A 23,263-nucleotide genomic window follows, 5' to 3' on the forward strand; every position below is an offset into this window, starting at 1 on the left:
CGGCTTCGCCCTACGCTCCGGACGGGCGCATCGATGCGGCAGCCGGGGCATCGGGCGCCAGGAAGCGCTCCATGGCCGAGCGGACTTCCGGCGGCAGCGCGCGCGACGTCATCTGCGCGGTATCCACACATACCAGCCGCTGGGCGATCTCCACCCGCACGTCCCCTGTCGGTCCGACAAAGCGCACCTGCAACGAAAAGCTGCTGCGACCTAGTTGTGTCACGCGCAGCTCCCGCGTCAACAATTCGCCCAGGCGACTGGGCGCGACAAAGCGGGTAGACAATTCCGCCGTCGGCACGCCGGCCCGCCCTGCGCCATGCATTTCGGCGAAGGACCAGCCGAGCGCATCGCGGAACCAGTCCTCGACCAGGTCGTTGAGCATCTCGAAGTAGCGCGGGAAGAACACGATGCCGGCAGCATCGCAATCCTTGAAACGCACCCGCGCGCTGTTGCTGAAGAACGCGTTCACGGCTGCCTCGCACCCTCTGGTGCCCCGCTCTGCTCGGCCATCTGCCGCAGGCGGAAACGCTGCAGCTTGCCGGTCTCGGTGCGCGGCAACGCATCGACAAAAATCACCTTGCGCGGATACTTGTACGGTGCGATCTCGGCCTTGACGTAGGACTGCAGTGCCGCGCAAGTCTCGTCGCTTGCCGCCACGCCGGGGCGCAGCACCACATATGCAGCAACAATCTGGCCTCGCTCGGGGTCGGGCATGCCGACCACGCCGCATTCGGCCACCGCCTCGTGGCGCATCAGCGCGCTCTCCACTTCCGGCCCGGCGATGTTGTAGCCGGCCGAGACGATCATGTCGTCAGAGCGTGCCTGGTAGTAGTAATAGCCGTCAGCATCCGCCTTGAAGGTATCGCCAGGCAGGTTCCAGCCGTCCTTTACATAGTTGGCCTGGCGCGGATCGTCCAGGTAGCGGCATCCGGTCGGGCCGCGCACCGCCAGCTTGCCAACCGTGCCATGCGGCACGGGTTGCATCTGCTCGTCGACGATCTGCGCGATATAGCCGGGCACCACCTTGCCGATGGCACCGGGCCGCACGTCGGCGCCCGCGCTGGAAATAAAGATATGCATCATCTCGGTGCCGCCGATGCCGTCGGTCATCTCGATGCCCGTGGCCGCCTTCCAGCTCTGGCGCGTGGCGTCCGGCAGCGCCTCGCCTGCCGACACGCTCTTGTGCAGGCTGGACAGATCGTAGCCCGGCGCCAGCGCTGCCATCTGCCGGTAGAAAGTCGGCGCGGTGAACACGATGGTGGCGCGCCAGGCTTGAATCAGTGCCAGCAGACTTTCGGGCGTGAGCCGTTCCGCCAGCACGGTGGAAGCCCCGACCCGCAGCGGGAAGCACAGGATACCGCCAAGGCCAAACGTAAAGGCCAGCGGCGGCGTGCCGCAGAAGATATCGTCCGGGCCGGGCTTGAGGACGTGACGCGGAAACAGGTCGCACATCGCGATCACGTCACGATGGAAATGCACCGTGCCCTTGGGCTGCCCCGTAGTGCCGCTGGTGAAGGCAATCAGGCAGATATCATCGGCCGCGGTATCGCAGGCCTCGAAGCGCTCGGGCTTGTTCGCCATCGCGGCTTCTACCGAACCGGCGCCGCTGCCGTTGAAGTACAGCGCCTGGGTCAGGCTCGGGCAATGGTGCTCGCCGTCTGGCTTGAGATTGGCCTCCAGATCCTCGCGCAGGCGTTCGTCGCACAGCGCGGCGCTGACTGCCGCGCGGTCGATCACCTGCTTGAGTTCCTTCGCGCGCAGCAGCGGCATGGTCGGCACAGCGATCAGGCCCGCCTTGACCACGGCCAGCCAGCACGCCGCCATCATCAGGTTGTTTGGGCCGCGCAGCAGCACCCGATTGCCCGGCACCAGCTTCATGTCACCGGTCAGCACATGGGCAATGCGATTCGATAGCGCAGCCAGTTCGGCATAGCTGACGGTACGGCGCGCACCGTCTTGCTCGTAGCGGATTGCCACGCGCTCGCCGCGCCCCTCGCGCACGTGGCGCTCGACGAGTTCGAGCGCGCAGTTCATGCGCTCCGGATACCGGGTATCGGCGTTGAACAGGAATGCCGGCCACTGCTGCGGGGGCGGCAGACGGTCCAGTGCATAGGTATCGAGGTGGGCTGTGCTCGCCATGGTTGTCTCCGCTTCCTTCATTCTGGTGATGCTGGTAAGGGTTATCCGCTCGCGCCGGTCGCGTCAGGCGCGGTGCTGCGCCAGCGTTTCGCGCGCGATGATCAGCTTCTGCACTTCGGTGGCGCCCTCGTAGATCCGCAAGGAACGGATCTCGCGATACAGGCTTTCCACGCGGGTGCCAACCTTGACGCCGAGGCCGCCGAACATCTGCACCGCGCGGTCGATCACCTGTTGCGCGTTCTCGGTGGCCACCATCTTGGCCATGGCAGCTTCACGCGTGGTGCGCACGCCGGCCACATCGCGCAGCCATGCGGCGCGGTAGGTCAGCAGCGCCGCCGAGTCGATGGCGGTGGCCATGTCGCCGATGGCAGCCTGCGTCAACTGCAGGTCCGCCAGCACGCCGCCGAACATCGGCCGCGCGGTGGCACGGGCCAGTGCTTCGTCGAGCGCGGCTCGGCCAAAGCCCAGCGAGGCGGCAGCCACCGACGCACGGAAGATGTCCAGCGTCTTCATGGCCACCTTGAAACCCTGCCCTGCCTCGCCAAGCCTTGCGGTGACGGGCACTCGGCAGTTCTCGAAACGCAGCGTGGCAAGCGGGTGCGGCGCCATCACGTCGATGCGCTCGGCGATGGTCAGGCCCGGCGTGTCCGCATCCACGACAAACGCGGAGATGCCGCGCGCGCCTGGCGCTTCGCCAGTGCGGGCAAAGACGCAATAGAAGTCGGCGATGCCGCCGTTGGAGATCCAGGTCTTGACGCCATCGAGCACGTAGTGATCGCCATCCAGCACGGCACGGCATTGCATGGCGGCGACATCGGAGCCGGCATCGGGTTCGGACAACGCGAACGCGGCAATCGCCTCGCCGCGCGCCACGCGCGGCAGGTAGCGTTCGCGCATGGCGCCGCTGCCGGCCAGCGTGATCGCGCCGCTGCCCAGGCCTTGCATGGCGAAGGCGAAGTCGGCCAGGCCATCATGGCGGGCCAGCGTTTCGCGCAGCATGCACAGCGAGCGCGAGTCGAGCGTGTCGAGCGCGCCGCCGTAGGCGGCTGGCACGCAGTAGCGCAGCCAGCCGGCCGTGCCGAGCTGGCGCACCAGCGCTCGGCAGGCGGCATCGGTGTCGCTGTGGTCGACCTTGAGCGAGGCCGTGGCCCACGCATCGAGCCGTCGCTCTAGTTCACGGTGCGCGTCGTCGAAGAACGGCAGGCAGAGATAACCTTTGTCGGACATGGCTTGCTGTTCCTTTCAGTCGCCTTCGAACACCGGGCGCGTCTTGGCCACGAACGCGTCGTAGGCGCGGCGGAAATCCCGGGTCTGCATGCAGATGGCCTGCGCCTCGGCCTCGGCCTCGATGGCTTCGTCCAGGCCCATATTCCATTCCTGGTGCAGCAGCTTCTTGGTCACGCCGTGGGCGAACGTCGGTCCAGCCGCAATCTGCGCGGCCAGTGCCTGCGCCTCGGCGAGCACAGCGTCCGGCGCATGCAGCGCGTTGAAGAAGCCCCACTGCAGCCCTTCTTCCGCGGTCATCGCGCGGCCGGTGTAAAGCAGCTCGCTCGCACGGCCCTGCCCGATCACGCGCGGCAGCAGCGAGCAGGCGCCCATGTCGGCACCAGCCAGCCCGACCCGCACGAACAGGAAAGCGGTCTTGGCCTGCGCCGTGCCCAGACGCATATCCGAGGCCAGCGCCATCATCGCGCCGGCGCCGGCGCAGATGCCGTCGACGGCGCTGACGATGGGCTGCGGGCAAGCCCGCATGGCCTTGATCAGGTCGCCGGTCATGCGCGTGAATTCCAGCAGCTCCGGCATGGTCATGCGCGTGAGCGGGCCGATGATTTCGTGCACGTCGCCGCCCGAGCAGAAGTTGCCGCCGGCACCGGTGATGACCACCGTCTTGATGTCGGTGGCGTAGCACAGGCCGCGGAACAGGTCGCGCAGCTCGGCGTAGGAATCGAACGTGAGCGGGTTCTTGCGCTCGGGGCGGTTCAGCGTCACGGTGCCGACCTTGCCGTCGGCCGAGACCGACCACAGGAAGTGCCGTGGCTGGTAGCCGGCGAAGCTGCGCTTGTGGTGGCGCATGTCCAGTGCTATTTCGCTCATCTCGTTTCTCGCTTGTTCGTTCTGATGTTCGTTCTGATTCTGGTTGGCTTGCATGCGTTGGCGATCAACCCGCCATGACTTCGCCGCCGGCCACGGCGATCGACTGCCCGGTAATGGCGCTGGCCGATGGCTGGCACAGCCACGCCACGGCGTCCGCGACTTCGTCGGGCTGCACCAGCCGCCCCTGCGGATTGCCCTTGGCCAGTTCGGCGCGGGCCTGCGCCTCGGTACGGCCGGTCTTGCGCACGATGTTGGCGACCGCGTCGCGCACGATGTCGGTTTCCGTATAGCCGGGGCAGACCGCATTGACGGTGACACCACTGCTCGCCGTTTCCAGCGCCAGCGCGCGGGTCAGGCCAATCACGCCGTGCTTGGCCGCGCAATAGGCGCTCACATAACCATAGCCAACCAGCCCGGCCGTGCTGGCCACATTGATGATGCGGCCCCAGCCATTGGCGAGCATGTGCGGCAGCGCGGCCTGCGTGCAGAGAAAGGTGCCGGTGAGGTTGACCTCGAGCATGGATTGCCATAGCGCAAGATCGGTCTTGCCGAACGGCGCGCTGCGCGCCTGGCCGGCATTGTTGATCAGCAGGTCGATGGGCCCTGACTTGCCGGCGGCGTCGGCAAAGGCCGCTGCCACGCTGTCGGCCTGCGAGATATCCGCCGCCACAGTGCAAAGCATGGCGGGCGACACGACCGCCTCGGCCAGCGTATCGGCGGTGGCCGCCAGCGTAGCCGCGTCGCGGCCCAGCAAAGTGACGCTAGCGCCGTGCGAGAGCAGGCGGCGCGCAATGGCAGCACCGATGCCGCGCCCACCGCCCGTAACCAGCGCGTGCCGGCCTTGCAGGGAAAGAAGCGCGTTCATGCTCAGTGATCCTCCGGCTGGCGGGCTTGCTGGGCTTGACGGGCTAGTTGTGCCGCTCGCTCCAGATTGGTCTCGAGCTGGCGCTTGCCGGCCTGGTATTGCTTGGGCCAGGCCAGGTCGCGATGCCCCAGCCGCGCCGCCTCGTGCATGGTCCACGCGGGATCGGCCAGGTGCGGACGGGCAATCGCGCACAGGTCCGCGCGGCCGGCGGCGATGATGCTGTCGACGTGATCCGCCTCGAAGATCGCGCCAACAGCGATGGTGGCGATGCCGGCTTCGTTGCGGATGCGGTCGGCAAACGGCGTCTGGTACATGCGGCCGTACACCGGTGCCTGGTCCGGGCTCACCTGCCCGGACGAGCAGTCGATCATGTCGGCGCCCGCGGCCTTGAAGGCGCGCGCAATCTCGATCGCGTCGTCGGGCGTGATCCCGCCTTCGACCCAGTCGTGGGCCGAGATCCGCACGGACATCGGGCGCTCCTGCGGCCATACGGCACGCACGGCGGCAAAGACTTCCAGCGGGTAGCGCAGCCGCGCTTGCAGCGAGCCGCCGTATTCGTCGCTGCGCTGGTTGGTCAGCGGCGATATGAAGCTGGAGAGCAGGTAGCCGTGGGCGCAGTGCAGTTCCAGCCAGTCGAATCCGGCTTGGGCAGCGCGCCGCGCGCTGGCCACGAAATCGTCGCGCACGGCGTCCATATCGGCGCGGCTCATCTCGCGCGGCACTTGCGAGATGCCTGGCATATACGGCAGCGGCGAAGCCGACAGCACGGGCCAGTTGCCTTCGGCGAGCGGATAGTCCATCTGCTCCCAGCCGAGTTGCGTGGAGCCCTTGCGCCCGGCGTGGCCGATCTGCATGGCGATACGCGCGTCGCTGTTGGCGTGCACGAAATCGACAATCCGGCGCCAGGCATCGCGCTGCTCATCGTTCCACAAGCCCGGGCAGCCCGGGGTGATGCGCGCATCCGGCGAGGTGCAGGTCATTTCCGCCACCACCATGCCCGCGCCGCCGAGCGCGCGCGCGCCCAGGTGCGTCAGGTGGAAGTCGCCCGGCACGCCGTCCTCGCAGGAGTACATGGCCATCGGCGACACCACCACGCGGTTCTTCAAGGTGACATCGCGCACGCGGTACGGCGTGAACATCGGCGGCACGGCGCGAGCCTCGGCCGCCTGCCCGGTGCTGGTGGCCTTGGCGACGTTGGCAGCCGCCTGCCCCGCCAGCCAGCGCTCGAAACCCTCGACGTAGCCGGGGTCTCGCACACGCAGGTTCTCGTGCGAGATGCGCTGCGAGCGCGTCAGCAGCGAATAGGCGAACTGCTCCGGCGCCAAGCCCGCGTAGCGCTCGACATTTTCGAACCACTCGGTGGAGTTGCGCGCGGCATTCTGGATCTTGAGCACTTCTACGCTGCGGGTGGCCTGGTAGCGCTCCAGCGCCTGCGGCAGCACGTCGGCGCCGCCCGCGCCGGCATCGCGGATATTGTTGGCCAGGTCGATGGCGTCTTCCAGCGCCAGCTTGGTGCCGGAGCCGATCGAGAAATGCGCGGTATGCGCGGCGTCGCCCATCAGCACCACCGGCACGCGGCGGCCATCGGCCAGCGTGTTCCAGCGCACCCAGGTGCCGCAGATCACGCGGGGGAAACGAATCCAGTTGGCGGAGCCGCGCAGGTGCGTGGCGTTGCTGATCAGCGCATTGCCATCGAGGTAGCGGGCGAACAGCCGTTCGCAATAGGCCACCCCCTCCTCCTGGCTCATCTGCTCGATGCCGGCGGCACGCCATACATCTTCGGGCGCCTCGACAATAAACGTCGACGTGTTGTCGTCGAAGCGGTAGGCATGGGCCTGGAACCAGCCGTGCTCGGTTTTTTCAAAGGCGAAGGTGAAAGCGTCAAACAGCTTGCGCGTCCCGAGCCAGACAAAGCGGCACAGCCGGGTATCGATATCGGGCTGAAAGGTCTCGGCATAGCGCCCGCGCACGCGGCTGTTGATGCCATCGGCGGCAATCACGATGTCGGCCTGGTATTGCTGCGCCAGTTCCTGGTCGTCCGTCACGTCGGTCTCGAACACCAGGTGCACGCCGAGCGCCTCGCAACGCGCCTGCAGGATGTTGAGCAAGCGCTTGCGACCGATGCCGATAAAGCCATGCCCGCCGGAGCGCAGGGTGCGCCCGCCGATATGAATATCGATATCGTCCCAGTGGTTGAACGCCGCGTTGATCTGCTCCGCGCTGACCGGGTCGGCCTGCTTGAGGTTGTCCATGGTGGCATCGGAGAACACCACGCCCCAGCCAAAGGTGTCATAGGGCCGGTTGCGCTCCACCACGTAGACCTCGTTGGATGGGTCCCGCAGCTTCATCAGCAAGCCGAAGTACAGGCCCGAGGGGCCACCGCCGATACAGAGCACTCGCATTTTTTCGTCTCCTGCGTGCCGGCGTGGCCCCTGGGATTCTGAGTTCCAGGAGAGCCGTGCGGCACATGCGATGCGCGGTAGCGCATCTAGATCATGCTTAAATATTTGATACTTAAAATATTAGTCGGCATGCGCCCCCCTGGCAAGGACAATCTTTTGCGCAGTGCAGCGCCCGCCGGAAGGCGGGCGCCCCTGCCTTCAGCCTTGCATCGCTGTCTGCAACTGCGCGAGTGCGGTGGAATCCTCAATCGTGGTCAGGTCGCCCGGGTCGCGCCCTTCCGCCACCGCTTGCATGGCGCGGCGCAGCAGCTTGCCGGAACGCGTCTTGGGCAGCGCATTGACAAAGAACACGCGTGCCGGGCGCGCCACCGCCCCCAGTTGCTGGTCCACCGTCTTCATCACATCGGCCTCCAGCACCACCCGGTCTGCCTGGGTGGCGGTACGGCCCGCATCGCGCACGATCACAAAGGCCATCGCCACCTGGCCCTTGAGCGCATCGTGCACGCCCACCACCGCTACCTCGGCCACTGCCGGGTGCGACGAAATGCTCTCCTCGATCTCGCGCGTGCCAAGACGGTGGCCGGCCACGTTGATCACATCGTCGGTACGGCCGAGGATAAAGATATAACCATCCTCGTCCTGCACACCCCAGTCGAACGTGGAATAGCAGCGCCGTCCCGGCACGCCGGACCAATACGTCTTGACGAAGCGTTCGTCGTCGCCCCATACCGTGGTCATGCAGCCCGGCGGCAGCGGCCCGCCGATGGCGACCACGCCCTTTTGCCCCGGCGGGCATTCGGCCCCGGTGGCCTCGTCGACGATCTTCAGGTCGTAGCCGTACACCGGCACGCCCGGCGAGCCGAGCTTGGCCGGCAGCGGGTCAAGGCCGCGCTGGATCGCGATGATCGGCCAGCCCGTCTCGGTCTGCCAGTAGTTGTCCACCACTGGCTTGCCGATGCCCTGCTGGATCCAGCTCGCGGTGGGCTCATCCAACGGCTCGCCCGCCAGGAACAGCAGGCGCAGGCTGGACAGGTCGTAGCGCGTGAGCCAGGCCGGGTCCTGCTTCTTCAGCACGCGAATGGCGGTGGGCGCGCTGAACATGATGTTCACGCGGTACTGCTCCACCAGCTGCCACAGGATGCCGCCGTCCGGGCGGATCGGCGTGCCTTCGTACATGATCGTGGCCATGCCCGCCAGCAGCGGCCCGTAGACGATATAGCTGTGCCCCACCACCCAGCCGATATCGGAACTGGAAAACATGGTGTCGCCAGCCTTGCCGCAGAAGATGTACTCCATCGAGGCCGCCAGCGCGACCGCGTAGCCGCCCGTATCGCGCTGCACGCCCTTGGGCTTGCCGGTGGTGCCGGACGTGTAAAGCACGTAGGACGGCTCGCTCGATTCGAGCCATACGCACGGCACGCGCGCCGCGCCAACGCGCTCGCGCCAGGCGCCATAGTTTTCATCGCGGCCAGGCGTGAGCGTCATCGGCGAAAGCTGGCGATCCACCAGCAGCACGCGCTCCGGCTTGTGCGTGGCCAGTTTCACCGCCTCGTCCAGCAACGGCTTGTAGGGCACCACCTTGCCGGCGCGCGAGCCGGCATCCGCGCTGACGATCACGCGCGGCTGCGCATCGTCGATGCGCGCGGCCAGGCTCACCGAGGCAAAGCCGCCGAACACGACGGAATGAATGGCGCCAATGCGCGCGCAGGCCAGCATGGCAAACGCGGCCTCGGGAATCATCGGCATGTAGATCAGCACGCGGTCGCCCTTTACCACACCCAGCTGCTGCAGGATTGCGGCCATGCGGTTGACCTCGTCGTGCAATTCGGCATAGCTGTAGGTGCGGTGCTGGCCGGTTTCAGTCGATACGTAGATCAGCGCGGCCTGGTCCGCGCGCTCGGCCAGATGACGATCGACGGCGTTATGGCAAAGATTGGTGCGGCCACCGACGAACCACCGGGTGAATGGCGGGCGGCTGTCGTCCAGCACGGTGTCGAACGGGGTTTCCCAGTCGATGCGGCGAGCCTGTTCAGCCCAGAAGCCTTCAGGGTCGCTCAGCGAACGGGCATGCAAGGCACGGGTAGCCGTCATGGCTTGTCTCCTCCGCTTGGATGCGGGTTGTTGGTTTGTTTGTAGGGTTGTTTGTTGGTTTATTGATTTGCTGCCGCTAGTTTGCCACCACCGGGGCGGCACGGCGCCTGGCATGCCGTGGCCGATCCGGGCCACTGGTTTGCGCAGTCTGCGCATGCCGCCTTACGCAAGGCTTACCCACGATGCACCGCACCAGGCAAAAGGGCGTGCCATTGGCACGCCCTTGATCTGGCTCAAACCCACTACCGCTTCAGCGCGCGTGCGCCTTGGTCTTCGCCGGCCCCGCCGCTGATTTGCTGGCCACCTTGGCACTGGCCGGCTTGGCGCTGGCCTTGGCTGCCGAAACGGTCGGCACGGGCTTGGCCGATGACCTTGCCGTGGCCGCGGCGCCCTTGCGCGGCGCGGCCTCGACCGTCACGCGCTGGCGCGGCGCGGCATGCCCCTTGGCCGATCCCCGCACCGGCTCGGCCCGAACGGGAACCAGCGCGGAAGCGGTGGGCGCCGGGTCGGGCGCGCTGACGAAGCGGGAGCGCGCCGGCACCATCAGCACCAGGCTCTGCCCCGCCACCAGCTTGGTGCCGGAGAGCTTGTTCCAGGACTGCACCTGGCCAGCCGACACGCCATAGCGATGCGCAAGCGTTGCCACCGTATCGCGCCGCCCGGCCCGCACCACCACGCGGCGCGCGTCCGGCACATCCGGCTCCATGGCCATCGTGGCGCTTTCAGCCAGCGTGGCGCTGATGTCCTGGTTGTGATCCTCGGAGCGCGGCACTACCACGGTGGAGCCGGCCTTCAGCCGCATGCCCTTGGGAATGCGGTTGATCTCGCGAATCGTGTCCGCATCGATGTTCAGCCGTGCCGCCAGTGCCTCGATGCGCTCGCGGTTATCCACCGTCACGGCCGTCCAGCTCGACAGGCCGCCACGGTAGGTGTTCAGGTTGTACTGGAAGCGCTCGGCGTTGTCGAAGGGCAGCAGGATCTGTGGATTTGCCGCGCCCAGGATCACTGGCCGGTTGAAGGACGGATTGAGCGCCTTGAACTCGTCGAGCGGCAGGTTGGCGAGCTTGGCCGCCAGCTTGACGTCGATGTCGCGCGAGGTGGTCACCGTGACAAAGTACGGATGATCCGGAATATCCGGCAGCTTCACCCCATACATCTGGGGATTGGCAATGATGTTCTTGACCGCCTGCAGCTTCGGCACGTAATAGCGCGTCTCGTTAGGCATGTTCAAGCTGGCGTAGTCGGTCGGCAGCCCGCGCGCCTGGTTGCGCGCGATGGCGCGCGACACCGCGCCCTCGCCCCAGTTATACGCCGCCAGCGCCAGTTGCCAGTCGCCGAACATGTCATACAGCCGCTGCAGGTAGTCCAGCGCCGCGTCGGTCGAGGCCAGCACATCCCGCCGCTCGTCGCGGAACATGTTCTGCTTCAGGTTGTAGCTCTTGCCGGTGCTGGGAATGAACTGCCACATGCCGGCCGCCTTGGCGGTGGACTCGGCCTGCGGGTTGAACGCGCTCTCCACGAACGGCAGCAGCGCCAGCTCCGTGGGCATTTTGCGGCGCTCCAGCTCCTCGACAATATGATAGAGGTAGCGGCTCGAGCGCCCCACCATCCGTTCCATGTATTCCGGGCGCTGCGCGTACCACTGCGTGCGATCGTCAACCAGCGTGCCTTCCAGGTCCGGCATGCCGAAGCCGCGGCGGATGCGGTCCCAGATGTCGCTCGACGGCCCGCGCAGCCAGTCCAGGCTGTCGCGGTCCACGTTGATGACACCTGCGCTGTTGATCGAATTGAGCGGATCAGGCTTGGAAATCGCGGGCCTGGAAGCGGAGGCGGTCGCTGTGGCGCCATCGGCGCCCTCGGGCGGAGTGGGCGTGCTGGCACACGCTGCAAGCAGCGCGGCACACGCAACTACCGCCAGTAATCGACCAATTTTCATTAAGTTCTCAAATCGTGACGCTAAAAATTTGCCTGATGCTAAGAAAAAGCGGCTTTCGCGTCAATGAAATTCTCCCTGCCGCGGCACCGGGCCGAGGCCGACAGGGACGTATCGGGTACGTGAAAAATGCCGTCCCGGCCAAGCGCGCCCAAGGCTTGCGGGCACACGGAAGGACGTAACGGCAAGCGGGGATCAGCGCAAATCAGCGGAAATTATCTTTCCAGCCGCGCAGCGCGCCAAAGGCCGCCGCGTCATTGCCGGCCACCCCGCCAGCGTGGGCCGCCACCGCCTCGCGCACCGCGGGCACGCGCGAGCGCAGGAAGGGATTGACCTCGCGCTCCTGCCCGATGGTGGTCGGCACGGTCGGTGTACCGACCGCGCGCAACGCATCCACCCGTGCCTCCCAGGCCGCCAGCTCGGCATTATGCGGCTCCACCGCGCGGGCGAACCGCACATTGCTGCGGGTGTACTCGTGGGCGCAGTACACCCGGGTGGCGCAGGGCAGCGCCGCCAGCTTGTCCAGCGACGACAACATCTGCGCCGGCGAGCCCTCGAACAGGCGGCCGCAGCCGCTGGCAAACAGCGTATCGCCGCAGAAGACCGACGGCCCCGCGCCCGGCAGGTCCGCCACGTACGCGACATGACCAGCAGTATGGCCCGGCACGTCGAGCACCTTGAGTTGCAGCGACGGATGCGCCACGTCTACGGTATCGCCCTCGCGCACCGCCACGGTACGAGCGCCGATGCGCTCGCCGGCCGGGCCAATGACCGGCAACGGGGCGCCATCCGGCGCGGTGGGATGCGCCGCCAGCAACCCGGCCACCCCGCCCTGGTGATCGCCGTGGTGATGGGTGATTACAATAGCGCCCAGCGTCAGCCCCTCGCGTGCCAGGAAGGCTTCGACCGGCGCGGCTTCGCCCGGGTCGACCACGGCGGCGCAGTGACCGTCGTGGATTGCCCAGATATAGTTATCCTGGAATGCGGGAATCGGCTCCACCTTCAACATGCGTGCTCCTATGTCCAAGCGTCCGATTATAAATTGGGAAGACTGGCTTGCCTCGCCACCCGGGCAATACATGCTCCAGTGGGAGCAGGCGCAGTACGACCGGACCGTGGTGGATATCTTCGGCTACCACGCGGTGCAGCTCGGCCTGCCGCACATCGACACCCTGCGCGAGAACCGCATGCCGTTCTCCGCACTGGCGCTTGCCCCCGGCAACGGACCCCACGGCCCACGGGCACAGGCCGATTCGCGCCAGTTGCTGTGCCGCTTCGACGAACTACCATTCGAGACGCAGAGTATCGATTTGATCACCCTGCCCCACATCCTGGAGTTTTCGGAAGACCCGCACGAGGTGCTGCGCGAAGTGTCCCGCGTGCTGATGCCGGAAGGCCGGGTGGTGGTGACCTGCTTCAACCCCATGAGCCTGTGGGGCGCCCGCCAAGGCCTCAAGCGACTCGGCGCCGACCCATTCCTGCCCAACGACAGCCAGTCCATCGGCTTCGTGCGCATCAAGGACTGGCTCAAACTCCTGGGTTTCGATATTATCCGCGGCCGGTTCGGCTGCTATTGCCCGCCATACCACACGGAGCGCTGGCTGCAGCGCGCCGCCTTCATGGAGAAGGCCGGCGACCGCTGGTGGCCGATCTTCGGTTCAGTCTATATGATCTCGGCGGTCAAGCGCGTGCGCAATATCCGCCTGGTCGGTCCCGCCTGGAAGAGCCCCAAGGCTGCCCTGTCGCCAGTCGCCGCGCCGGTGGCGACCCCCACGGGCACCCACGGCAAGTCCCCCGGCGACGAGCATTAAGCGCCATCCAGGCGCTGCCGCCCCCAATCACCCCGGTTGGCCCCACCTCATCGCGGTGCCACCTTTAGCTTATCCAATACCCAATGGAACCCAGCGAAATCGAAGACGTCATCATCTATTCGGACGGCGCCTGCAAAGGCAACCCCGGGCGCGGCGGCTGGGGCGCCGTGCTGGTGTCCGGCACCAACGAGAAAGAGCTGTTCGGCGGCGAAGCCCTCACCACCAACAACCGCATGGAAATGACGGCCGTGATCGAGGCCCTGCGCGCGCTCAAGCGCCGCTGCCGGATCAAGGTCTACACCGACTCCCAATACGTGCAGAAGGGCATCGGCGAATGGCTGCCGGGCTGGAAGGCCCGCGGCTGGAAGACGGCCGACAAGAAGCCGGTAAAGAATGCCGACCTCTGGCAGGAAATGGACAAGCTCGCGCAGCAGCACGACATCACCTGGCACTGGGTCCGCGGCCACAACGGCCACCCCGGCAACGAACGCGCCGATGCCCTTGCCAACCGTGGCGTCGACTCGCTCAAGGGATAAAGCCGGCCCCGTACCGCCTCATAGCGCCCCACACCGGCCCGCCCCCCCCGACCCACCGGTTAGAATGCCCGCCATGCGACAGATCGTTCTCGACACAGAAACCACCGGCCTGAGCGCCGCCACCGGCGACCGCCTGATTGAAATCGGCTGCGTGGAGCTGCTCAACCGCCGCCTCACGGGCAGGCATCTGCACTTCTACGTCAACCCGGAACGCGATATCGACGAAGGCGCGATCGCGGTGCACGGCATCACCGTGGACTTCCTGGCCGACAAGCCCAAGTTTGCGGAAGTGGTCAACGAGATCCGGGACTTCGTCCAGGACGCCGAGCTGATCATCCACAACGCGCCCTTCGACCTTGGCTTCCTCGACATGGAGTTCAAGCTTGTCGGGCTGCCGCCGTTTCGCGAGCACGCTGGCAATGTGATCGACACCCTGCGCGAAGCCCGCCAGATGTTCCCCGGCAAGCGCAACTCGCTGGACGCCCTGTGCGACCGCCTGGGCGTCAGCAATGCCCACCGTACCTTGCACGGCGCATTGCTCGATGCCGAGCTGCTGGCCGAGGTCTACCTCGCCATGACGCGCGGCCAGAACTCGCTGGTGATCGACATGCTCGACGGCGGCGGCGCCGAGAGCGACGCAGTGGCCGCCACCGACCTCTCCCGCCTCGACCTGCCCGTGCTGATGGCCAGCGAAGATGAAGCCACCGCCCACCTGGCGGTGCTCAAGCAGCTGGAAAAGGCGAGCGGCGGCAAGGTCGTATGGAAGGAAGCGCCGCCGGCGACCGAAGCGGCATAGACGGGGCAAGATTGCCGGCCGAAAGTAGCCAACGGATTTTTTGCAGAAATTTCCAGGAAGGGCTTTACAAGATACAACGGCACTGACATAATCTTGTTTCTCTGCAGCACAGCAGTAACAGCGCAGCAGCAGGGGTGGTTAGCTCAGCGGTAGAGCACTGCCTTCACACGGCAGGGGTCACAGGTTCAATCCCTGTACCACCCACCAAATTAGTGGCTAGCAACTGCCTACGTTGCCGAAAAACCCAGACAGCGAAAGCTCTCTGGGTTTTTTGTTGCCTGGCATCGGCCAACGTACGTAATCGGTACTCATCGGTACTCATCCCCGCCTTGGCACTGAGCGACGCCCGGCAGCCCAGGCCGCGAGAGTCAGCTCAGCCAATCATTTGCCGAGCCCCTGCTGCTTACCCTGGTGCTGATTACGCGGCGTATCCTGGCAGGCCGACAGCCAGCTTGCCTTTTGCCAGCGTGATGCCTCGCCGGACCGCAGCGTGGAAGTCGGCGCTAAGGTCCTCGACGGCGATGGCGCGGCGAAAGAAGTCCGCCCACACGAATTCCGCAAAGGCGGTAGGCGTCTTGGTGTAGCCACCAGCGTCCCGCACATACCCGGCCAGCGACCGATATGGATCGTCGACCAGTTTCTCCAGGTGATGGGGAACCGCAGCGTAGCAGTGCCGCACGCCGTGTTCATCCAGGGGATGAACCCATAGGCTCTTGTCCATCTCCACCCAGAAATCATCCTGCGCGCAAGCCGACAGATCGGCCTCCACGGTGAAAAAGCCATTGGTGACGCCGGCCTCCAAGGCTGCCCGCCCGAGATGATGGTGGTCGGTGATGTAAAGCTTGCCGCCCGGCCCGTTTACCGCCGGGATCGGATGGGCCTGCAGGAACTCGCGCTGCTCCGCAGGCTTCAGCGAGGCCAGGTGTTTCTTTTTGTCCTGCACTTCGATCATGCCCACCGTCAGCTGCGTCGGGTGGAGTTCGTGAATCAAGGATTCGCGGACCGCTGCCATGTTGCCCTCCTCTTCATTCTTCCGCACAGGTTTTGCACAAGGCAAGATTAGCAGGCATATCGCCAACGATCAGAACGAATAAGGGATGGGTGCCCGGGAGGGCAGTCAAGGCAGATGCGGATTTCGCTCGCCGTCAGGTGCGCCGATAGTGCCGTCGGCAACGCCGGGCGGGTCTTCCCCGCACCTTGGGTTCGCGATGAAAGATGGCCCGGATCGCGAACGCGTACACCCCGACGATCAGCAGGGCAACGACAAGGAGGGAGAAAACCGGCATGATGGGCTCCGATTGGGCCTGCTCGAACGCTCATCGACCATGGCCGCCGCCATGGCCGCCACCGTTGTGACCACCACCATGACCACCGCCATGGCCCTCGCCGTGGCCGCCATGACCATGGTGACCATCCCCGCCGTGACCACCACCATGGAAGAACACGGCACCACCCCCATAAAACCCGGGCCACCAGCCGTAGTCATAGTAGGGGCCATAGGGGTAAGCGGGATAGTACGCGCCATAAGGATAAGTGCCTTCGGCCGGATAGCCATAGCCGTAGGCGTCATATGCAGGCACTGCCGCGCACCCGGCTAGCGCCATGGCCGCACCAATTGTGAGGATTCTGATACATGTGCCCATCGCCAATTCCTGACGCGTTCGTGTAGTTAGACACGAATTTCCAGCGCACATTCCAGGCCCCGCCGGGTTCAATGCCGGATTTGCATGGCGCGGGGAAGGCGCGGTGCTTGCCCGTTACCCCCAGGCGACAAGCCGGTGGCACCGGCCTGGCCAGCGCCCTACAAATTAACGACTGCCCCACCTTCCGACGGCCGATAGTCCAGCAACCGGGATAGCTCCCCCGCCGCACTCCTCACCTGTTCCACCATGCCATCGAGCCGCTCCGGATCGATCCGCGAAGCCGGGATGGTGGCGCCAAGCGCCGCCGCCACCTTGCCGCTGCGGTCCCGCACCGGCGCGGCGATGGTCGAGATGCTGGTTTCGAAGAAGCCTTCCTGCAGCACGTACCCGCGCTGGCGGTCGCGCTGGACCATGTCGAACAGTGCTTCGACGGTCTTGGGCGTGCTCTCCGAGAAAACTTCCAGCTGCGGCTCGGGATAGAGTTCACGCAGTTCCGCCAGCGTCAGGTCTTCAAGCAGCACGCGGCCAAGCACGGTGGCATGCGCCGGCAGCCGGGTGCCGACGTTGACCGAGCTGGCGAACGGCGTAGGCGCCACGGACTTGGCCACGTAGACGATGGAGCGGCCGTCACGCACCACCAGGTTGCATGGGTAGTTGATCTCGTCGCGCAGGCGGTCCAGCAGCGGCCGGCCGAGCTCGGTCAGCTCCAGCGAGGCGAGGTAGTCGAAGCCAAGACGCAGTACCGCCATGCCGAGCCGGAATTCACGGCCGCCATCGGTACGCTCGACAAAGCCCATCATCTCCAGCGTGGTCAGCAGGCGGAACACCGTGGAGCGCGGGACCTGCAGCCGGCGCGCCAGTTCGGCGGCGGACAGTGTCCGCTCGTTGCGGCTGAACTCGCCCAGCAGGCGCAGGCCGCGCTCCAGCCCCGGCACGATGTACTTGTCCTGGAGATCGGTAGGCTCGAGGGCATCTGTCATGGTGATATCTCTGCGAATGAGTACTTTGGCGTGCCATATGGTAACGGCTTTGGCTTCGGCCCTGCCCTGCGGCCCGGCCGGTGCGGATGACGCACCTTGCATCCCGATGCGCCACCCGCGACTGTCCGATATAACACGCCCTGCATCTATCCTCCAGCACTTCCATCACCAAAGCCGCGCACGCTCACTTCAGATAGTCCCGCAGCCAGGCGCCGCACTCGCCCGCGTGCTGTGCCGGCCAGCGCACGGTAATGGTCGCATTGGGCTGGCGCACTTCGATGCAGATATCCGTGAGCGGGCCCCTGTCCACGGCGGGCGCGGGCGAGAACAAGCGCGACCACCAGCCTGTGCTGCGATTGGGGCTGGCTTGTACGGTGTGAGCCGGGATGACGGCCGGGCGAGCGGGAATCCCCTCGATGGCGGAGGCGGGCGAGGCGGGCGAAGGGGCCTGCTCCTTCGCTGCCGTTTGCGCCGCAGCCGATGCTGCGGGCGCTGCGGACGCCACAGCCGGCGGCGCCTCGGCAGGCGCCGCCAACCGCGCCGACAAATTCGTGCCGAACTCCTCCCACATCCGGTCCGCCTTCGTCTTCATCACGCCCAGGCCGAACGTGCCAAGGCGGCCCAGCACGTCCACGTTGATCTTCATGCGCAGTTCGGTCTTGCCGTCGGGCTGCCCGGTCAGGAAGATCTCGCTGGACTGCTTGAGCGAGCTGGCCACGGAGGCGTCCTCGCCCGTGCCTTCGCTACGCAGGTAGCTGGGCGCGCGCATCTCCACGATGGTGGTCTTGATCTTGAAGCGCGCGCTGACAAAGGCGATCTTGACCTGGATGTGCGAGATGTACTCCACATCGCTGACCACCTCGATCGACTGCATGCCCGGCACGCAGCCGCCCATCACATTGGGATCGAGCAGCAGCGCCCAAACTTGCGCCGGCGCTGCGCCGACGATCAGGGTTTTTTCAATTTCCACGCATTTTCTCCGCGGCGGACAGAATGGATTCGACGATGCCGACGTAACCGGTGCAGCGGCACAGGTTGCCGTTCAGGCCGGAGCGGACTTCCTCTTCTGTCGGGTTGGGGTTATGCGCCAGCATGGCGCAGGAGGTCATCAGGAAGCCAGGGGTGCAGTAGCCGCACTGCAGGCCGCCGCACGCCATGAAACTTTGCTGCAGCGGATGCAGTTCGCCGCCGGCGCTGAGGCCTTCGACGGTGGTCACGTCGCGCCCGCGTGCCTGCACGGCAAGCATCAGGCAGGACTTCATGACTTCGCCGTCCACCAGCACGGAGCAAGCGCCGCAGATACCGGTCTCGCAGCCGCGCTTGGTGCCGGTCAGGTTGAGGTCGTCGCGCAGCAGGTCCGACAACAGGCGCCGCGCGGGCACTTCCACGCTGTGGTCTTCGCCGTTGACGATGAGTTCGATATGGATCTTTTGCATGGGGAATCCTTAGTCCGCCGCCAGCCCGAATAGCGTAGCGATGCTTCGCCGCGCCACGGTCCGTACCATCTCGCGGCGATAGTCCGCGTTGCCGCGCAGATCAGAAACGGGGTCGATGTCCGCGGCGACGATGTCCGCCGCCTCGGCGGCCACTTCGGGCGTGACGGCCTTGCCGGCCAGGAACGCCTCGGCGCGCCGCAGCCGCGCCGGAATCGGCGTGGATGCGCCGACCGCAAGGCGAGCCTCGATACACGTGGCGCCAGTCCGGCGAGCCAGCAGCGCGACGCTGGCCAGCGGCCGGTGCTCGGCAGCCGTGCGCAGGAAACGGGCGTAGTGGCCGAGCGCATCCGGCGCCGGCGCGGGAATGCGGATCTCGGTCACGATCTCATCGGGCTCGAGCGCCGTGGTGTAGTAGTCGACCAGGAACGCCTCCATCTCCAGCACGCGCTCGCCGCTCCTGCCGGCGAGCACAACCTGCGCCCCCAGCGCCATCAGGCAACCCGGCGGATCGGTGGCGGGATCGGCATAGCAAAGGTTGCCGCCGAGCGTGCCCTGGTTGCGCACCTGCGGATTGGCCACGCGCCCTGCCATGCTGGCCAGCATGGGGTAATGCGCCTGCACCAGCTTTGAGCGCGCCACCTGCGCATGCAAGGCCAGCGCGCCGATGCGCAAGCCGGTGCGCGGATCGAACTCGATCTTGCGCAGTGCATCGAGTTGGCCGAGCGATACCAGGTGGGTGGGCGTGAGCATGCGCTGGCGCATGCCGAGCATCAGCGCGGTGCCGCCTGCGATTACCCTACACGCGTCGCCCAGGTCGGCCAGCATGCGGCTGGCTTCCTGCACCGAGCCGGGCTCCAGAAATTCGAAATTACGCATGGCGCGCCTCCTTTTCCTTGCGCTCGCACAGTGCGGCCAGCACCTTCTCCGGCGTGATGGGCAGCGAAGCAATGCGCACGCCAATGGCGTCATAGACCGCATTGGCAATGGCCGCCGCGCCCGGCAGGATCGCGGTTTCGCTGGCGCCCTTGGCGCCATAGGGCCCGTTGGGCTCAACGGACTCGACCACCTCCGTGCGCAGCGCGGGCACCGCGTCAGCGGTCGGCATGGTGTAGTCGGCGAAGTTGCCGTTCAGGATGCGGCCATCCTCGACCTGCATATGCTCGTACAGCGTCCAGCCGATCGCCTGCACGGTGGCGCCATGCGTCTGGCCGTGCACGGCCAGCGGGTTGATGGCCTTGCCGCAGTCGTCCGACACGAAGCTGTCGATCAACGTGACCTGCCCGGTCACCGTGTCCACTTCCACTTCGACAGCCTGCGCCGCGAATGAGTAGGCCGGCGCGATGTTGCCGTAGTAGCTGGCGTCGTGCATCACGGTGGGCGCATCGTAGGTGGCGCGCACCATCAGGCCTTCGCCGCCATGGCGGAAGATATGCAGCCGTGCAATCTCGGCAAGCGTGGCGCGCTTGGTGTCGTCATTGCGGGCGCGGATCACGCCGTCGAGCAGGTCCAGTTCATCCTGTGGCACGCCGAGCTTCTCAGCGGCCACGGCCAGCAGTTTCTGCTTCGCCTCGCGCGCGGCCCGCATCACTGCGTTGCCGGAAATGATGGTGACGCGCGATGCCAGCGAGCCGAGGCAGAACGGCGCCACATCGGTATCCGGCGCGCTCACGGTGACATGCGATAGCGCAATGCCCAGCTCCTGGGCACAGATCTGGCTGAGCATGGTGTTGGCGCCCTGCCCCATGTCGCACTCGCCGGTGAGCAGCATGACGCGCCCGTCCTCGTTGACCTTGAGCACGATGGTGGAGCCGTCCCAGTTGCCCAGCGTGCGGTTGCCGCTGACGTGCATGGCGGCCGCGATGCCGAGCCCGCGCCGGCGCGTGCCGGTTCGCCGCGAGGCATCGGCGCGGCGCGCATCCCACTGGATCGCTTCGCGCGCCTGCTCGAGGCATTCCACCAGGCCGCTGCTGCCGATCTTCCAGCCATGCACGCTGGTGTCCCCGGAGCGGATGGCATTGCGCTTGTGGATTTCGATGGGGTCCATGCCGAGCATTTCGGCCAGCATGGTGAGGTGGCTGTTCAGCGGGAACTGCATCTGCTGGCCGCCAAAGCCGCGGAACGCGCCGCGCGGCGGATTGTTGGTATAGGCGAGCACGGCGTTGGAGCGCACGTTCGCCAAGCGATGCATGTTGTCGCTGCGCATGGCGCTCACGTGCATCACGTCGCCAGCCAGGCCTGCATAGGCGCCGCACTCGGCCACGATATTGACGTCCTTGGCGACGATCATCCCTTGCGCGTCCAGGCCCATCTTCAGCCAGACCCGCGCCGGCACGCTGGAGCGCGCGCCGAGAAAATCCTCGAGCCGGTTGTTGACGAGGCGCACCGGGCGGTCGAGCCGCGTTGCCAGCAAGGCGGCGATCAGGCTGTTGCTCTCCTCCACGATCTTGGCGCCAAAGCCGCCGCCGGTGACCGCCTGGATCACGCGGATGGTGGACACCGGCCGGTCCAGCGCTTCGGCCAGCCGCGCGCGCGCCAGGAACACGGACTGCGTCGAGGCCCAGACCGTGAGCCGGCCATTGCCATCCTGGGCGGCCACGGTGGCCATCGGCTCCAGGTAGCCGGGATACTGCGAATGCATGTCGTACGTGGCCTCGTAGACCACCGCGGCGCGGGCGAAGCCGGCTTCGACGTCGCCGCGCTCGATATGCATCTCATGGGCGATATTGCGCGTGCCCGGGTGCAGCTCCGCCGCGCCATCGGCAAGCGCTGCATCGGGGCTGAAGATGGCGGGCAGTTCTTCGTACTCCACGCGGATCAGGTCCAGTGCATCGCGCGCGGTTTCCTCATCCACCGCGACCACCGCGGCAACCTCCTCACCCACGTGGCGGACCACGCCAGCGGCAAGAATGCGCTGCTCCTTGCGATGCGTGCCCCACAGCCGCGACGGCGTGTCCTCGCCGGTCAGGACCAGCTTGACGCCCCGCAGCGCGCGCGCCGCCGCGGTGTCGATGCGAACGATGCGGGCATGCGGATACGGGCTGCGCAGCACCTTGGCGTGCAGCATGCCGGCCTGCTTGATGTCGCCGGCATACACAGCCCTGCCCATCACCTTCTCCCGCGCCGTCACTTGCGGCGTGGCGCTTCCCACTGTCGACGTGCTCATGCCGACCTCCTGCTAGTCAGAAAACCACTGAAAACCATGAAGACGCCGGCGAGCGTTGCCGCCGGCGTCGCGTCACTCGGCGGTAATGCCGAAATCCTTGATGACCTTGCCCAGCCGCTCGTAGTCGGCAGCATTGATCTTTTCCAGCACGGCGGGCGCGCCGCCCACCGGCACCGCGCCAAAGGTGGCCATCTTCTCGGCGATGTCCGGCATCTTGACGATCTCGTTGAGCTGCTCATTGAGCAGCTTCACCACCTCCGCCGGCGTGCCCTTGGGCGCCATGACGCCGTGCCATGCGCCTACGATGACGTCCTTGTAGCCAAGCTCGGACAGCGTCGGCACATTGGGCAGCAGCGCAGAGCGCTTCGGATCGGTCACGGCCAGCGCAAGCAGCTTGCCCGTGTTGATGTACTGGGCCACCGGCCCCAGCGTCACGTAGGCGAAGTTGACGTGGCCCGCGACGACATCATTGACGGCGGGCGCAACGCCCCGGTACGGCACATGCTGGATCTTCACGCCAGCGGCGCGGTTCAGCCACTCGCCGGCGATATGCATGGGCGAACCCGCGCCGGGGGTGGCATATGTCAGCGGCTTGCCTGCCTTCGCCGCGGCCACCATTTCCTGCACGGTCTTGATGCCGGCGCCCGGATACGCCACCAGCAGCACGGTCTGCGTGCCAGTCTGGATGACCGGGGTGAAGCCATGCAGCGCGTCGTAGCTAGCGCTGGCGGGGAGCTTGAGCACCATCGGCGCCGTCGTGAATGGGTTGGGTGTGAACAGCAGCGTGTAGCCGTCGGCCGGCGCGCGTCCAACCATGGCGTTGCCGACCACACCGCCGGCGCCCGGCTTGTTCTCCACGATCACCGGCTGCTTGAGGCGCATCGACAGCTTCTCCGCGTACATGCGCGCCATGGAGTCCGTGTCGCCGCCCGGCGGATAGGCGACCACGATCGTGACCGGTTTGGCGGGATAACCGAGCGCAAAGGCACTGCCGCCTCCCAGGGCAATCGCGGCGAGCGCTGTGGCAAGGACGAGTCGGCGGGCAAGGTTCATCTACGGCTCCTGTGGGGGCGCTCCACTTCAGCGGGGAATGGCATGGTGGGTGCGGGGTTAGGCACGGCTAAGGGACGGGAACGCATTCGATGTGCGTTTTATTAGCGAAACATTAGTTCAGGAGAGGAACGTACCATTCATACTAAAATGCTAACGTTGACTACTCAACTTACGTTAATCCCCAATTGACATACATGTTTTTTATAAAATCAAAAAGGAGAGAATCATGACGAGAAGGAGGCAGCACATCGGAGTCCCTATGAGACAATCGGCTCCGCCCTCCCCTGATCAGCCGCCGTCCAGCGGCATCTCCTGAAAGAC

At 66.1% G+C, this 23,263-nt stretch carries 20 protein-coding genes and 1 tRNA gene; 4 read left to right on the forward strand and 17 right to left on the reverse strand.

The window, feature by feature from the left end; genetic code table 11:
• Nucleotides 1-10: 10 nt before the first annotated feature.
• From AC1DQR_RS28805 to gloB, 9 genes are all read right to left on the reverse strand, one after another.
• Nucleotides 11-469: an acyl-CoA thioesterase gene (locus tag AC1DQR_RS28805; RefSeq protein WP_416049107.1), complete on the reverse strand. Its 459-nt coding sequence runs from the start codon at nt 467-469 to the stop codon at nt 11-13.
• The gene (locus AC1DQR_RS28810; RefSeq protein WP_477134223.1) at nt 466-2,139 is read right to left on the reverse strand and encodes an AMP-binding protein; all 1,674 of its coding nucleotides are present in this window, start codon (nt 2,137-2,139) and stop codon (nt 466-468) included. The genes AC1DQR_RS28805 and AC1DQR_RS28810 overlap by 4 nt, the downstream gene beginning before the upstream one ends.
• Before the next feature lie 63 nt (nt 2,140-2,202).
• Nucleotides 2,203-3,366, reverse strand: coding sequence for an acyl-CoA dehydrogenase family protein (locus tag AC1DQR_RS28815; RefSeq protein ID WP_416049109.1), 1,164 nt, complete (start codon nt 3,364-3,366; stop codon nt 2,203-2,205).
• A 15-nt stretch (nt 3,367-3,381) separates the two neighbouring features.
• A complete protein-coding gene (locus AC1DQR_RS28820; protein ID WP_416049110.1) occupies nt 3,382-4,233 on the reverse strand; it encodes an enoyl-CoA hydratase family protein in 852 nt (283 codons plus the stop codon).
• A gap of 64 nt (nt 4,234-4,297) precedes the next feature.
• Nucleotides 4,298-5,098, reverse strand: coding sequence for an SDR family NAD(P)-dependent oxidoreductase (locus AC1DQR_RS28825; RefSeq protein ID WP_416049111.1), 801 nt, complete (start codon nt 5,096-5,098; stop codon nt 4,298-4,300).
• Nucleotides 5,099-5,100: 2 nt separating this feature from the next.
• Nucleotides 5,101-7,500 carry a bifunctional salicylyl-CoA 5-hydroxylase/oxidoreductase gene (locus tag AC1DQR_RS28830; RefSeq protein WP_477134224.1) on the reverse strand — a complete coding sequence of 800 codons (2,400 nt, stop codon included), beginning with the start codon at nt 7,498-7,500 and terminating at the stop codon, nt 5,101-5,103.
• Between the two features lie 198 nt (nt 7,501-7,698).
• A complete protein-coding gene (locus AC1DQR_RS28835) occupies nt 7,699-9,747 on the reverse strand; it encodes a propionate--CoA ligase (RefSeq protein ID WP_477134225.1) in 2,049 nt (682 codons plus the stop codon).
• 94 nt (nt 9,748-9,841) lie between these two features.
• Nucleotides 9,842-11,527, reverse strand: a complete 1,686-nt coding sequence (locus AC1DQR_RS28840; RefSeq protein ID WP_416049114.1) for a transglycosylase SLT domain-containing protein — start codon at nt 11,525-11,527, stop codon at nt 9,842-9,844.
• A gap of 202 nt (nt 11,528-11,729) precedes the next feature.
• Nucleotides 11,730-12,533, reverse strand: a complete 804-nt coding sequence (gloB, locus tag AC1DQR_RS28845) for a hydroxyacylglutathione hydrolase (RefSeq protein ID WP_416049115.1) — start codon at nt 12,531-12,533, stop codon at nt 11,730-11,732.
• A gap of 10 nt (nt 12,534-12,543) precedes the next feature.
• Between gloB and AC1DQR_RS28850 the strand changes: the two genes are divergently transcribed.
• The 4 genes from AC1DQR_RS28850 to AC1DQR_RS28865 all read left to right on the forward strand — a co-directional run bounded on the left by AC1DQR_RS28850 (nt 12,544) and on the right by AC1DQR_RS28865 (nt 14,874).
• Complete coding sequence (locus AC1DQR_RS28850; RefSeq protein ID WP_174423358.1) at nt 12,544-13,335, forward strand: methyltransferase domain-containing protein; 792 nt, start codon at nt 12,544-12,546, stop codon at nt 13,333-13,335.
• Nucleotides 13,336-13,433: 98 nt separating this feature from the next.
• On the forward strand, nt 13,434-13,871 hold the full coding sequence (gene rnhA, locus AC1DQR_RS28855) for a ribonuclease HI (RefSeq protein ID WP_150983353.1): 438 nt from the start codon (nt 13,434-13,436) through the stop codon (nt 13,869-13,871).
• A gap of 73 nt (nt 13,872-13,944) precedes the next feature.
• On the forward strand, nt 13,945-14,667 hold the full coding sequence (gene dnaQ, locus AC1DQR_RS28860; RefSeq protein ID WP_174423359.1) for a DNA polymerase III subunit epsilon: 723 nt from the start codon (nt 13,945-13,947) through the stop codon (nt 14,665-14,667).
• A 132-nt stretch (nt 14,668-14,799) separates the two neighbouring features.
• Nucleotides 14,800-14,874, forward strand: a tRNA-Val gene (locus AC1DQR_RS28865).
• A 211-nt stretch (nt 14,875-15,085) separates the two neighbouring features.
• Here AC1DQR_RS28865 and AC1DQR_RS28870 read toward each other — a convergent pair.
• From AC1DQR_RS28870 to AC1DQR_RS28905, 8 genes are all read right to left on the reverse strand, one after another.
• Nucleotides 15,086-15,679, reverse strand: coding sequence for a ParB-like protein (locus tag AC1DQR_RS28870; protein WP_416049116.1), 594 nt, complete (start codon nt 15,677-15,679; stop codon nt 15,086-15,088).
• Between the two features lie 304 nt (nt 15,680-15,983).
• Nucleotides 15,984-16,247: a hypothetical protein gene (locus tag AC1DQR_RS28875; protein WP_416049117.1), complete on the reverse strand. Its 264-nt coding sequence runs from the start codon at nt 16,245-16,247 to the stop codon at nt 15,984-15,986.
• A gap of 221 nt (nt 16,248-16,468) precedes the next feature.
• A complete protein-coding gene (locus tag AC1DQR_RS28880) occupies nt 16,469-17,290 on the reverse strand; it encodes an IclR family transcriptional regulator (protein WP_416049118.1) in 822 nt (273 codons plus the stop codon).
• Between the two features lie 184 nt (nt 17,291-17,474).
• Nucleotides 17,475-18,260, reverse strand: coding sequence for an SRPBCC family protein (locus AC1DQR_RS28885; RefSeq protein ID WP_416049119.1), 786 nt, complete (start codon nt 18,258-18,260; stop codon nt 17,475-17,477).
• Nucleotides 18,250-18,726 carry a (2Fe-2S)-binding protein gene (locus AC1DQR_RS28890; RefSeq protein ID WP_416049120.1) on the reverse strand — a complete coding sequence of 159 codons (477 nt, stop codon included), beginning with the start codon at nt 18,724-18,726 and terminating at the stop codon, nt 18,250-18,252. The genes AC1DQR_RS28885 and AC1DQR_RS28890 overlap by 11 nt, the downstream gene beginning before the upstream one ends.
• 9 nt (nt 18,727-18,735) lie before the next feature.
• Nucleotides 18,736-19,602 carry an FAD binding domain-containing protein gene (locus tag AC1DQR_RS28895; RefSeq protein WP_416049121.1) on the reverse strand — a complete coding sequence of 289 codons (867 nt, stop codon included), beginning with the start codon at nt 19,600-19,602 and terminating at the stop codon, nt 18,736-18,738.
• Nucleotides 19,595-21,889, reverse strand: coding sequence for a xanthine dehydrogenase family protein molybdopterin-binding subunit (locus tag AC1DQR_RS28900; protein WP_416049122.1), 2,295 nt, complete (start codon nt 21,887-21,889; stop codon nt 19,595-19,597). Before AC1DQR_RS28900 ends, AC1DQR_RS28895 begins: the two co-directional genes overlap by 8 nt.
• A 72-nt stretch (nt 21,890-21,961) precedes the next feature.
• Nucleotides 21,962-22,942, reverse strand: a complete 981-nt coding sequence (locus tag AC1DQR_RS28905) for a Bug family tripartite tricarboxylate transporter substrate binding protein (RefSeq protein ID WP_416049123.1) — start codon at nt 22,940-22,942, stop codon at nt 21,962-21,964.
• Nucleotides 22,943-23,263: the final 321 nt, after the last annotated feature.

It is taken from the genome of Cupriavidus sp. 05L411 (assembly GCF_056398045.1).